Annotated in this window: 13 protein-coding genes; 3 read left to right on the forward strand and 10 right to left on the reverse strand. The window is 22.1% G+C overall.

What is annotated here, in order from left to right:
* Positions 1-20 precede the first annotated feature (20 nt).
* From F754_RS0105845 to F754_RS0105865, 5 genes are all read right to left on the reverse strand, one after another.
* Positions 21-905, reverse strand: a complete 885-nt coding sequence (locus F754_RS0105845; RefSeq protein ID WP_023648986.1) for an NAD-dependent epimerase/dehydratase family protein — start codon at positions 903-905, stop codon at positions 21-23.
* A complete protein-coding gene (locus tag F754_RS0105850) occupies positions 902-1,840 on the reverse strand; it encodes a GDP-L-fucose synthase (RefSeq protein ID WP_082254670.1) in 939 nt (312 codons plus the stop codon). Before F754_RS0105850 ends, F754_RS0105845 begins: the two co-directional genes overlap by 4 nt.
* A 1-nt stretch (position 1,841) precedes the next feature.
* Entirely contained in the window at positions 1,842-2,876 is a 1,035-nt protein-coding gene (gmd, locus tag F754_RS0105855; protein WP_027303473.1) for a GDP-mannose 4,6-dehydratase, read from the reverse strand.
* Positions 2,877-2,938: 62 nt separating this feature from the next.
* Entirely contained in the window at positions 2,939-3,673 is a 735-nt protein-coding gene (locus F754_RS0105860; RefSeq protein ID WP_023648989.1) for an FkbM family methyltransferase, read from the reverse strand.
* 15 nt (positions 3,674-3,688) lie between these two features.
* Positions 3,689-5,368: a hypothetical protein gene (locus F754_RS0105865; protein WP_023648990.1), complete on the reverse strand. Its 1,680-nt coding sequence runs from the start codon at positions 5,366-5,368 to the stop codon at positions 3,689-3,691.
* Between the two features lie 76 nt (positions 5,369-5,444).
* On the opposite strand from F754_RS0105865, the gene F754_RS0105870 reads away from it, so the two are divergent.
* Positions 5,445-6,113 (forward strand): glycosyltransferase, encoded by a 669-nt coding sequence (locus F754_RS0105870; protein WP_023648991.1) that lies wholly within the window; start codon positions 5,445-5,447, stop codon positions 6,111-6,113.
* Here F754_RS0105870 and F754_RS0105875 read toward each other — a convergent pair whose 3' ends face one another.
* Positions 6,114-7,004, reverse strand: coding sequence for a hypothetical protein (locus F754_RS0105875; RefSeq protein ID WP_196228285.1), 891 nt, complete (start codon positions 7,002-7,004; stop codon positions 6,114-6,116).
* Positions 7,005-7,125: 121 nt separating this feature from the next.
* The gene (locus F754_RS07650; protein WP_023648993.1) at positions 7,126-7,881 is read right to left on the reverse strand and encodes a glycosyltransferase; all 756 of its coding nucleotides are present in this window, start codon (positions 7,879-7,881) and stop codon (positions 7,126-7,128) included.
* Positions 7,882-7,938: 57 nt separating this feature from the next.
* Between F754_RS07650 and F754_RS0105885 the strand changes: the two genes are divergently transcribed.
* Both F754_RS0105885 and F754_RS0105890 read left to right on the forward strand, forming a co-directional pair.
* Positions 7,939-9,042 (forward strand): glycosyltransferase, encoded by a 1,104-nt coding sequence (locus F754_RS0105885; RefSeq protein WP_023648994.1) that lies wholly within the window; start codon positions 7,939-7,941, stop codon positions 9,040-9,042.
* A complete protein-coding gene (locus tag F754_RS0105890; protein ID WP_023648995.1) occupies positions 9,039-9,824 on the forward strand; it encodes a glycosyltransferase family 2 protein in 786 nt (261 codons plus the stop codon). The genes F754_RS0105885 and F754_RS0105890 overlap by 4 nt, the downstream gene beginning before the upstream one ends.
* Here the strand turns inward: F754_RS0105890 and F754_RS0105895 are convergent.
* The 3 genes from F754_RS0105895 to F754_RS07655 form a co-directional block, all read right to left on the reverse strand.
* Complete coding sequence (locus tag F754_RS0105895; RefSeq protein WP_027303474.1) at positions 9,821-10,966, reverse strand: glycosyltransferase; 1,146 nt, start codon at positions 10,964-10,966, stop codon at positions 9,821-9,823. The two genes, F754_RS0105890 and F754_RS0105895, sit on opposite strands and share 4 nt — an antisense overlap.
* 9 nt (positions 10,967-10,975) lie before the next feature.
* On the reverse strand, positions 10,976-11,935 hold the full coding sequence (locus F754_RS0105900; protein ID WP_027303475.1) for a GDP-mannose 4,6-dehydratase: 960 nt from the start codon (positions 11,933-11,935) through the stop codon (positions 10,976-10,978).
* A 49-nt stretch (positions 11,936-11,984) separates the two neighbouring features.
* Positions 11,985-12,746 (reverse strand): glycosyltransferase (locus F754_RS07655; RefSeq protein ID WP_023648996.1); only part of this gene is annotated, 762 nt, incomplete at its 5' end.

Consider the following 12,746-nt stretch of genomic DNA (forward strand, 5'->3'; position numbering starts at 1 on the left):
AAACAAGGAAATACTTAAAATTATCTATTATTAATAAAGTCTTTTATATAATCTTTAAGCTGAATTGAACCAAATAACTTATAAACTTTATTAGATAAATTCATGCTGGTTAGAGCAGATGCATATCTTTCACCTAATCTTGTTGGTAAAAATTTAATTTTACGATTAAACATTTTTGCAACTTGTAAGACACTATAACTTTTTTTGTTAGAGATGCTATAATGTCTAGATTTATTTTTTTTCCATGCATAGTAACATGCTTTAACCGTATCATTTATGTGGGTGAACCTACGAGTTTGGCTTCCCGGCTTTACAACTGTTAATGGTTTATCTTTTAAATATTGATTTACAAAAATTCCTATAACTGTTGCCATGCTTCCTGAGCAAATTTGATTAGGTCCATATACATTATAAAAGTAAACTACTTCATATTTAAATTTAAACCATTTTTTTAAATTTTCTAACATTTCAAGATTTTTTGATTTTGTGAATGCATAAGGTGATAGATTTTTGTCTTGACCACTATTTCCTATGCTTGCAGATGTAGCTGAATAAATTAACTTAATCTTATTTGATAAGCAAAAATTAAAAACTTCATTTGAACCAATTGTATTTGAATCCATACATAAATCCATATTTACAAAACTTTGATATATTCTTGAAAATTCTCCAAAATGAAAAATTGAATTTATTTTATTTTTGTAAGGATTTAAAGTTTTAGAAATATTTTTTGTGTTTGATTTTAAATATTTTACCTTTGAATTCATTATATGATTTTTTTTTGTTCCTGATGAATAGTTATCTATACTTATTATTTTAAAATTTGTTTTTTTAACTAAAAATTTTATTAAATTAGAACCTACAAATCCTGCACCACCAGTAATTACTATAATTTTTTTTTTCATTTTTCTATTTTTAAAAAGTGATCATAGGTTTTTAAAATAGCATCAGTAAGTTTTGTTTTTGGATACCATCCATACTTTTTAGCCAAACTAATATCTAAAACTTTTCGTGGTGTTCCATTTGGTTTTTTTGTATCATATCTAATTCGTATTTTTTTATCAGATATAATTTTACTCAAAATTTTTATTGCATATTCTTTTATTGTATAATCTTTGCCAGTTCCAATATTTACTACTGTCTCTTTTATTTTTTTTTTCATAAAATGTATACATGCATCAGCAATATCATCTACATATACTACTTCCCTCTTTGCTTTTCCATTACCCCATAAAATTAATTCTTTTTTATTATTTATTTTTACTTGATGTATCTTTTTAATTAATGATGGAAAAAAATGACCATTTAATAAATCATAATTATCGTTAGGTCCAAAAGTGTTGGTTGGCATTAAACACTTATAATTTGTATTATATTGAAGATTATAACTTTCACACATTTTTATACCTGCTATTTTTGCTACAGCATATGCATCATTAGTTTTTTCAAGTTCGCCTGATAGTAAATAACTTTCTTTAATTGGTTGGTTGCAATTTCTGGGATAAACACAACTTGAACCCAAAAAAATTAAATTTTTTATTCCATTTTGATACGCTCCATTTATCAAATTAGATTGAATAGAAATATTATCAAAAATGAATTCCGCCTTATATTTATTGTTCGAATATATCCCACCTACTTTCGCAGCTGCTATAAAAATAAAATCTGGTTTCTGTTTTTTTAGAAAATTAAATACTTTTTTTTGATCTTTTAGATCAAGTTGTTTTCTTGTTCTAAAAATAACATCTTTATAACCTTCTTTTTTAAGTCTGCGTAAAATAGCACTTCCCACTAAACCATAGTGACCAGCTATATAAATTCTTGAGTACTTATTGATCACTTTATAATCTTTGAAATTCTGAATTAATCATTTCTTTAACTAATGTTTTAATATTTGTTTTAGGTCGCCAATTTAGTTCTTTTCTGGCTTTTCTGGAGTCACCTAAAAGTGTATCAACCTCAAGAGGTCTAAAATATTCTTTTTTGCATGCTACTATACAATTTCCTTTTTCATCATAGCATTTTGTGTTAATTCCCTTTCCTCTCCATTGATATTTTATTTTTAATTCATTAAGTGATAATTCAACAAATTTTTTCACAGAGTATTGATTGCCAGTTGCAATAACATAATCTGAAGGAGTTTTTTTTTGTAACATCTTCCACATTGCTTCCACGTAGTCTTTGGCATGACCCCAATCACGCTTAGCATTCAGGTTTCCTAAATATAAAGTTTTTTGAAGTCCTAATTTAATCTTACAAAGTGCAATAACAATTTTTCTTGTAACAAATGTTTCACCTCTTACAGGGCTTTCATGATTAAACAATATTCCATTACAGGCAAAAATTTTATATGCTTCTCTGTAATTAATAGTTATCCAGTGAGCATATACTTTTGCAACACCATATGGACTTCTTGGATAAAATGGAGTTTTTTCTGACTGAGGAACTTCCTGAACTTTTCCAAACATTTCTGATGTTCCTGCTTGATAAAATTTTGTAGTTTTTTCTAAACCATGGAATTTTATTGCTTCTAAAATTCTCAAAGCTCCTATCGCATCAGCGTTTGCTGTATATTCGGGAACTTCAAATGAAACAGCAACATGAGATTGTGCTGCTAGATTATAAATTTCATCAGGTTCAATATTTTTAATTATAGTTGAGACTGACAAAGAGTCAGTCACATCACCGTAGTGAAGTATAAATTTTCTGTTTTTAACATGAGGATCTTGATAAATATGATCTATTCTGCCAGTATTAAAAGATGAAGATCTTCTCTTTACACCATGAACAATATAGCCCTTACTAATTAAAAACTCAGCTAAATATGATCCATCTTGCCCAGTAACTCCAAATATTAGTGCTTTTTTAATTTTCATAATCTTTATTTTAAGTTAATTATATCTCGGTTTCTAGTAGTAAAGATGATGATTGTAAAATGTTATAATTTAAATGACCTATTTTGATAAATATATTCAAAAGTTTTTCTAAATGGCATTTTAGATTTATATATTTGTTGAAAATTATTATCCTTTAAAAACTTATGTATGTCAGAAAAAAAATAATTTTTAACAATCATGTCATCATAGTGGTGTTCAAATAATATATACTTTGTCTTAAATAGTATGTTTTTAGCACCTTTTAAAACTTCTAATTCATACCCTTCAGTATCAATTTTTATGAAATCAACACTTTTAATATTATTTTTTTCAATATAATCAGATAACAAAATTTGTTGGACTTCTATTTTTTTAAATAGATCTTGACTATTAGAGTTTTTAAGAAAAAAAAATTTTTTTTTGAAATATTTTGAGTCAGTATTTAGTTCTCTAATAGTTGAAGAAGAGGACTCACTAATATGTTTCATAAATATTTTTTTATGCTTTGAACCTAAAGCAATATTTTCTGGAAATATTTTTGTTTTTTTAAATTTATCTTCAATTGTAGTAATATTTCTTATCAAAATTTTAAATGAAATAGGACTTGGCTCAAATGAGTAAATTTCATTAATATTAAAATTATTAGTAAATAATTTAATCGACTCTCCTTCGTGAGCTCCGATATCTAAAAGTATATTTAGGTTATTTAAACCTTTTTTTTTTAAAAAATTTATCAATTTTTTTTGATAAAAATAATCAAAAATATTTAAAATTTTTAAAGTAAGAAATTTAATCATCAATTTTTAAGGCTATTATTTTATTTTTCTGTAGAAAATTTTATATCCATATATTTCTTTTACATCAACGCCATCGTTATTAACACATTGATTTTCACTAGAGTTACAAAAAAATTTATTATCAATTATCTCTCTAAACTTATTGTGAACTAAAAAATGATTAGCAGTTAATCTATAGGCTGGATTGATAAAAGGATTAAATCCATATTTAATATTTTCATTTATTAATCTATCTATATTTCTGCCAAGAAAAACCGTTAAAGCTATTAACAGTAATATATTTGTTTTAAACAAAATATTTTTTAAATCATTTTTTCTACTTAAAATATTTGAGACAGGCAAAAAAAGTAATAGACATAATAATTGATAACCACCATACCTTAAAGCAGGATGATTATAAAACCACTCAAAAAATAAAATTAATATTATAATATATATAAATTTCTCACCTTTATAAATGAATAATGGTTTTTTTTGTTTCGATCTAAACAGTATTAAAAAAATTAATGTTAAAAAAAATATTCCAAATAAAAAATCTGAAACCTTTGTAAAAAAATATTCTTCAAACCAGTTATTTACCCAATTAAAATACTGGATATATTCTTCAGGATTTTCGACTCTAAAATTTGGATTTGCACCAGCTTTTGACCATTGTTCATACCAATCATTCATAGCTGAAACTTCTTGAAGAGGTATAGACCAACTAAAATGATCAAAACAAGTTATAGAAACAGGATAAATTAAACATCCACTATTAGCAAAATTAACAAATAATATATTGGTAAAAAAAAATAAAAAGAAATAAAAAAAATAATTCTTAAATATTAATTGAATATTAATAAATTTTTTATCTTTAATAAAATAATAAAAAACTGGAAAACTAAAAGCTAAATAAAGTACATAAAATGATTTTAGAGAAATTACTAAACCCAGAATTATTAATATTTTAGCAATATTCTCCTTTATACCATTATCAAAGTTAATTATTACCAATAATTTAATGATTAATAAAAATATGAGAATTTGTGCAGATCTATCTGTACCATGTTCAGCTATTCTATAAAAAAAGACAAGTGTAAAAACAAAAAATAATAAAGATAAGAAGAAAAATTTATCATATTTTCTTTGTTTTAATCCTTCCTTTATTAAATAAATAAGATGATAACAACTAAATCCCATTATCAAAATTGCTCCTATTTGAAAAAAATAATATTTTATTATTGGAAGATAAAATAATGAGTTTAAATAAAAAATAGATGAAGGTGTCCTAAAACCATGGTTAAAATTCCCTATACCTAGTACAATCTCTGTCTGTGTTAGGTAATAAATATATGGAAAATGATAGTATGAAAAATCATCATGAGATTTAAAGATAATAAATGAAATAAATAATAACAAAAAAAATAAATTTATTTTTATTAAACTACCCCTTTTTTTTTCTTTAAAAAAAAAATAAATAAAAGATAAAATTCCTATTATTAAAATTATTGAATTATGAACATAATCATGAGCAACGAATATATGAGAGACATAAGAGATAAGTAAAAGAACAAAAATTCCCAACAAACCTAAAAATGAGCTATCAAAAAATTTAAAATCAATTTTAGTAAAATGAGCAACTAGATATCCATAACCGATGGTAGAATTTATTATTATAAAATAAAAAAATAAATATATTAATAAATCTAATGACATAATTACTAAATATAGTATTTATATTAAAATTAATATTAATTTTTACATTTGAGCCAAAATATCAAAAATATTTATTATGGAAAACTTAACGCTATTAATTCCAGCAAAATTTGAATCTGAATCTTTACCAAGTGTTTTAACAGAATTAAAAAAATTTAATTACAAAATATGTGTAATATTAAAAGAAACTGATTTAGTGACAATTAATTCCATTAAAAATTTTAACATAGAGGTGATTTATCAAAAAGGGGTTGGCTATGGTAATGCTTTAATTGAAGGTATAAATAATTGTAAGACAAAATATTTTTGTATTTTTAATGCTGATGGATCCTTTAATCCTAATGAGATAAGTGAAATTATGAAAAAAATTAATACAAACAAAACAGATTTTATATTTGCTTCAAGATATGAAAAAAAAGCAGGAAGTGAAGATGATACATTTATAACCCTTATTGGAAACTATTTTTTTTCTTTTGTAGGAAAAATTTTTTTTAAATTAGAAATATCTGATATTTTGTACACTTTTGTTGTTGGAGACACATCTAAAGCTAAAATATTAAATATATTAAGTACCGATTTCCAATTTTGTGTAGAGCTACCCATAAAAGTAAAGAGAAAAAAATTTACAATGGATGTCTATCCGTCTTTTGAAAGGAAAAGGATTGCTGGTAAAAAAAAAGTTAACGCATTTAAAGATGGAAGTTTAATTCTGAAAAAATTAATAGAATTATTTTTTACTAAATAGTTATTTACTTAAATTTTTATTAAATCTATATAGAAATATATATAAACAAATATAAACAGTTATATTAATTCCTAATAAATACAATTGCACATTTGTTAGATTAATACTTTGAATTCCAACATAAAATATTAAAAAGTGATAAGTATTAATTATTAATGAGGTTAAATTATTTGCAGTTAATTTATTTTTTATTTTACATTTTTTTAAAATAAATTGAAAAAATAACTGATGCAAGTGACTATTATCAGGATTAGTTGCCAAAACTTTTGTTATTTTTTTTCTTATAATAGAAAATAGATTTTCAAAACATGGGTACCATAACAATAAAATTATAAAATATGGAGAAACACTTGAATTTACTTGATGAACTTTAATTAGATAAATTGAAAATAAAAATCCAATTAGATACGAACCATTATCTCCTAAAAAAACCTTGTTTAAAAAGTTTACTAATAATAAAATAATCAAAACAATAACAAAATTTACTAATAAATTACTTTGAAAATATAAATCTAAATTCAATTCATAATTTAAAAGTAAAGTTATAATTATTAAGTAATAGCCGGTAACTAATCCATTTAAACCATCTATAAAATTTGAACCATTAATTACAATTAAGATACAAAAAGTAGTAAAAAGAACATTTATTATTTCATTCATTAATAAATAATCAATAAAATCAATTCTTGTTGAAGCAATTCCAATTTCAGAAAAAGAAATACTAGTTAATATTACAAATATTTGAAAAAAAAGCCTTTTGATCGGAGAGTTAAATATCTTGATATCTGACAGAATACCTAAAAAAAATATTGTAAATAGAAAGAACAATTCTAAATAATCTAGATATAATTTAAATAGTATTATAAAAAAAAAAATCACATAGCCACCCATTGGGTTACCCAAAAAATCTGAAGAATATTTTTGATGTATATAAGTTTTCTGATAGGTAGATCTTAAAAATTTTATGTTAAAAAAGTAAACTAGACTACTTATCAAAAATAAGAGAATAAATTTATAAAAGTCTATAGTCATTTTTTTTCTTTATTAAAAAATTAAAACTTAGAATTACTGTTCTATAAATTGAAATTATAAAATTATTCTCAAAATGATAATATAATCTATATGAGTCAATTAACTTTTGAACTATCGAACTAGATAAAGAATTGTGAGTTTTTCTCCAATAAGAAAGAGGATGTTTTATATAGTAAAAAATTTCCCCATGATGAGCAATTTTTAGCCATAAAAAATAATCCTCTTTGGTTTTAAAATTTGAAAATAACCTGTCTTTTTTTAATATTTTTTTTTTCACTACAACGGTAGAAAGACCAACATCACATGAGTTTTTTAAATTTTTTAAATTTAAATTTTTAGATTTTCTTAATGCTAGCTTGTTATCATTTTGATCAATTATATAATAGGCTGTGTGTGATATGTTGTAATCAAATTTCTTCATTATATTTATCTGAGTTTTAAGCTTATTTTTTTTCCACAGATCATCACTATCTATAAAAGCAATATATGTTCCTTTAGCATATTTAATTGCTTTATTTCTTGATCTTCCTGCTCCAATATTCTTTAAGTTATGAATTATTTTAATTCGTTTATCTTTTTTTTTTAAAGAAGATAATATATCTTTAGATAATTTTCCCGGCTCATCATTTACGATAATAATTTCAAATTTTTGATAGGATTGCTTTAAAATAGAGCTAACTGTTTTTTTAATATAAAACTGGTTTTTATAATATGGAATAATTATACTTACTAACATATAATCATTATGTATTAAATAAACTTAATAAAATCAAAATAAACTTTCTTTAATTTTATGAACAAAGAGATAATTATTTTTATGCCTTCCATAGAAGGTGGGGGTGTTGAAAAAAATCTTTTTCTAATATCTAATTTTTTATCTAGAAAATTTAATAATGTCAGCTTAATAACAACATCTCGTGAGTTTAAAAATAAATTCAAGTCACTTAAGTTTATCGCGCCTTATTTTAATTTAAATAAATATGGTAGAAAAATTAAATATATATTTTGTCTTTATTTACTTTTAAAACAAATAATTAAAAATAAAAATATTGTTGTTCTTTCTTTTCAAGCAAACCTTTATTGCATTTTAATTTGTAAATTACTTAATACTAAAATTATTGTGCGTTCGAATTCTTCACCATCAGGGTGGTCAAAAAATTTTTTAAAAAAAAAATTATTTAAATTATTACTTGGATTAGCCGATACCATCATAGTTAATAGTAATGATTTTAAAAAAGAATTTAAAAAGAGTTTTAATCTAAATACAGTAATGATTTATAATCCGCTTAACAAAAATGAAATTTTAACACTTTCAAAAAAAAAAATCTTTTTTCCTTTTTTTGATAATTCAAAAAATTATCTCAAAATAATTAACATAGGTAGATTCACTGACCAGAAAGATCATTTAACATTATTAAAATCTGTTAATGAATTAAAAGATAAAATTAATATACGGCTCCTAATTATTGGTAGAGGGGTAAATTACAATAAATTAATTAAATTTATAGATATTAATAAAATGAATAAAATTGTAAAAATTCTAAATTTTAAAAAAAATCCATTTCCATATTTAAAAAAAGCTGATCTTTTTTTACTAACATCTAAATTTGAAGGTTTACCAAACGTACTACTAGAAGCAGCAACCTTAAAAAAAAATATTATTTCAACAGACTGTCCTACTGGACCAAGAGAAATACTTAAAGATGGTAGATATGGTTTTTTGTGTGAAATAGAAAATTACAAACAAATTTCAGAAAAAATTGTTCAATATTCATCAAAAAATAAAAAAGTTTTAAACAAAATTACAAATTCATCTTACAAAGCTTTAGACAGGTTTGATTATAAATTTAATCTAAATAAATACTATTTAGAAATAAAAAAATTATATAAATCATGACAAAAAACACTGTAATAATTACAGCTGAAAAAAAAGATAAAACAATAATTAAAACTATTCAATCTTGTCTTAATCAAACAGATAAAGATTTAGAAATAATTGTAGCATTTTCAAAACTTGAAAATGAAAATAAAATTAGAAGGAATTTCAAATCAAAAAAAGTTTTTTTTTTTAAAATAAAAGAAAAACTAAAGAATAAAGTTCAAGATCAACTTTTTAAAATAAAACAATCATTAAAAATTTCAAAAGGAAAAAATATATTTTTGTTAGATGGAGATGATATATTTGGTAAAAACAAAGTTAAAATAATAAGTAAAATTTTAGAACATAAAGAAATAATGATATTAGATAATTATTCTATCTTTAAAGATAATAAAAAGATTAAAAGCAAATATTCAAATCACAAAAATAATTACTTTTATAAAAAACTGATTAATGATTGGCCTAAAAATGTTTGTACTAGTGCTATCTCTATAAAAAAGGAATTACTTTTAAAATTTTTTAGTGAGATTAAAATCAAAAAATATAAATTCTTAGCAATAGATATTTTGCTCGCAATCTACTGCAATAATAAAAAAAAATTAATTAAAATTAATAGATATTTTACAAACAAGGTAGAGTTAAGTGACTCTGTTGATAAAGACTATACTGGCTTTAATAATAGATTATATTGGCAAAGAAGATTAGAACAGCATAAGTATAATTTTTTTATAAATAAAAGAAGATATTTCAATTTAGATTTTTTTATCAGTTATTTAATGTCTTTGATATTAAAGGTCTAATTTAAAATTTTTTCAAAATTAGAATAATGATTAAATAATGTAAATTCACTTGCTTTTTTTTTAGCAAAAACTTTTTTTATAAATATTTGATTTTTATTTAGATTACTTACATCTTTAAATTTATCTATTAAATCTTTAGATGAATTATTTTTAAACAAAATACCTCCATCATTATCTTGAATAAATTCCCCAGGTCCATTTTTACAATCACTAGAGAGTATTAAGATATCTGATATTGCTGCTTCTATTAAAACCCATCCTGGATCTTCCCAAAGAGATGGTAAGATAAATAAATCTGAATTTTTAAAATATTTAAAAATATTTTTTTTAAATCCAACTAATCTAATCTTATGTGATAATTTTTTTTTATTAATTAGATTCTGTAAAGATATTCTATCTTCTCCCTCGCCAATTATAGTTAATTTACTATTTTCTTTAAATTTGAGAAATTGATCAAAAGAATTAATTATCAATTTAAAATTTTTTTGTTTAGTTAATCTTCCAACACAAATTATATTATAATCTGTTACATTAACTATACTATTTAGCATCTCATTTTTTTTTTTATTAGTTTCGTTAATACTAAAAACAGGATCTTTTAATAAAACTAACTTTTGTTTTTCAAATAAATTATTCAAATTTAAATCATTTAATGTACCATTTGTGGGACAGGTAATTTTAAAAATTTTTTTTCCTAACCTTTTCCAAATAAATTTTCTTAATAAATTATATTTTGGTAAACCAGATATTCTCAAAATATATTTTGTCTCACTTTTTATTAAATTTGAGATAATTATTGGTAATGAAGTAATTAAATGTAAAATTAAATAGTCAGGTTTTTTTGATTTAATAAAATTCATAAATGGAAAAAAAGTAATTAAAAAAATCAACATAAAAGAAAGTCTGCTAAAAAAAAAACCTTTTGATGGTAAAAATTTATGAACATTAAAAGATAATAAATTTAGAACCTTAATTCCCTTATTATCTAATTCTTTCTTGTATTTGTTAAATTCTCCACATGAGTTTATAATCACAGGATCAAATTTTTTTGAAAATTTTTTTAAACTTGTAGCTGAATTTATTACTGCTTTAATTGTTGCAACATTAGTTAAATATGGAGACCAATAATAAATAGATTTCATTAATTCAATTTAAATAATTTTTTTATATTTTAAAAACCAATTAAATGTTTTCTTAACTCCTTTATTTATTGGCAAAAAACTATTTTTAAGATTAATTTTTCTCAAAATTTTTTGATTTGAACCATAGGTTTTATACACCTCATGTTTATTCATAGAAATATTTTTGATTTTTTTAAATTTAGTAATTTCTTTTAAACTCTCAACTATATCATTTACCTTTACTGGCTTAGAAGAACATATATTGAAAATTTGATATCTTTTTTTTATTTTTAACTTAATAAGAGGTTTAATCATTTTAATTGCAGATTTGATATAAGTAAAATCTCTATACATGTTTCCTTCACAATTTAATTCGAATTGTTTATTTTGGTTTGCTAATTTTAAAAATTTCAAAATTAACATATCAGGTCTTCCCCATTCACCGTAGATAGTAAACAATCTTAAACCAATAACTTTAATATTGGTGCTTTTAAATTTTTTTTCAGCATAATATTCATTAAATTTTTTTGTTTTTGCATACAAATTTTTAGGCTTTAATCTATTATTTTCTTTTACAGGATATTTTTTTGCATCTCCATAGACAGAACTTGATGAAGCAAAAATAAATTTTTTTGGATTTTTGTGTTTAACAAATTTTATTAAATTCTTAAAACCATCAACGTTGCTATGATAATATGACTTTGGGTTTTTTGCAGCATATCTTACTCCAGCTTGTGCTGCAAAATTAAAGATAATATCAATATTAATTTTTTTTGTTTTATTAGTTATTTTTTTATGATTATTTATGTCACATAAAATGAATTGAAAATTTTTTTTTTTTTTTAAAATACTCAATCTTTTTTTTTTAAGTACTTTTGAATAATAGTTGTTGATATTATCAACTCCAATAATATTATTATTTAGCTTAAGTAATTCTTCAGCAAGAGAAAAGCCTACGAAACCACATACTCCTGTAATTAATATATTCATTAGTTAATGATAAATTTATTATTTTATTAAATCAAACTAAATCTTCAAATTAATTATTTTTAAAAATTTGATCCAGATTTCTAAAAAATTTATTAAAAAAAATTAATGCTAATAAAAATATATTTTGATGGTTGTCATATCTTATTTTTATTTCTTCATTTAATTTTTTCCAAAAACTTATTTGACTTGAAAAACCACCCCGTCTAAACACTCCAACTAATTCATTTTTTTTTGTAGAAACTCCTTGTTTTTTTTTCTTTACAATTAGTCTGTAAAAATAATCATAATCTGCATGATACTTATATTTTGTATTGTAAAATCCTACCTTTTCAGCAATATCTCTTTTTATGAAAAATCCAGTAGAATGACTACTATAAAATCCCCAACTGTATTTTATTTTATGTGGTCTATATCCATGTAATACACCCCAATGCTTTTTCACGCTCCCAAAAATAAAGTCAAAATACTTATTATTTAAATAATAATTTGAAATTATTTTTAACGCATTTTTTCTATAAATATCATCTGAATTTATGAATCCTATAAATTTGCCTTTAGCTACTTTCATTCCTTTATTAAAAGCATCATAAATACCCTTGTCTTTTTCGCTTAACCAGTAATCAATTCTTTTTTCATATTTTTTTATTATATTAAGAGAATCGTCTTTTGAACCACCATCAATAATTATGTATTCAAAATTTTGATTGCTCTGGTTTAGTACACTTTTAATTGTTTTTTCAAGGTATCTATCGCCATTATAAACTACTGTTATTATTGAAAATAATGGACTTTTAATTATTTTTTTTTTTTT

This window comes from Candidatus Pelagibacter ubique HTCC8051, from assembly GCF_000472605.1.
In the GTDB taxonomy this organism is placed as follows: domain Bacteria; phylum Pseudomonadota; class Alphaproteobacteria; order Pelagibacterales; family Pelagibacteraceae; genus Pelagibacter; species Pelagibacter communis_B.

Excerpts from the sequence above, each read along its gene's own strand:
- F754_RS0105845 (WP_023648986.1), bottom strand. The coding sequence starts at position 905 with ATGAAAAAAAAAATTATAGTAATTACTGGTGGTGCAGGATTTGTAGGT.
- gmd (WP_027303473.1), bottom strand. The coding sequence starts at position 2,876 with ATGAAAATTAAAAAAGCACTAATATTTGGAGTTACTGGGCAAGATGGA.
- F754_RS0105860 (WP_023648989.1), bottom strand. The coding sequence starts at position 3,673 with ATGATTAAATTTCTTACTTTAAAAATTTTAAATATTTTTGATTATTTT.
- F754_RS0105865 (WP_023648990.1), bottom strand. The coding sequence starts at position 5,368 with ATGTCATTAGATTTATTAATATATTTATTTTTTTATTTTATAATAATA.
- F754_RS0105870 (WP_023648991.1), top strand. The coding sequence starts at position 5,445 with ATGGAAAACTTAACGCTATTAATTCCAGCAAAATTTGAATCTGAATCT.
- F754_RS0105875 (WP_196228285.1), bottom strand. The coding sequence starts at position 7,004 with ATGGGTGGCTATGTGATTTTTTTTTTTATAATACTATTTAAATTATAT.
- F754_RS07650 (WP_023648993.1), bottom strand. The coding sequence starts at position 7,881 with ATGTTAGTAAGTATAATTATTCCATATTATAAAAACCAGTTTTATATT.
- F754_RS0105885 (WP_023648994.1), top strand. The coding sequence starts at position 7,939 with ATGAACAAAGAGATAATTATTTTTATGCCTTCCATAGAAGGTGGGGGT.
- F754_RS0105890 (WP_023648995.1), top strand. The coding sequence starts at position 9,039 with ATGACAAAAAACACTGTAATAATTACAGCTGAAAAAAAAGATAAAACA.
- F754_RS0105895 (WP_027303474.1), bottom strand. The coding sequence starts at position 10,966 with ATGAAATCTATTTATTATTGGTCTCCATATTTAACTAATGTTGCAACA.
- F754_RS0105900 (WP_027303475.1), bottom strand. The coding sequence starts at position 11,935 with ATGAATATATTAATTACAGGAGTATGTGGTTTCGTAGGCTTTTCTCTT.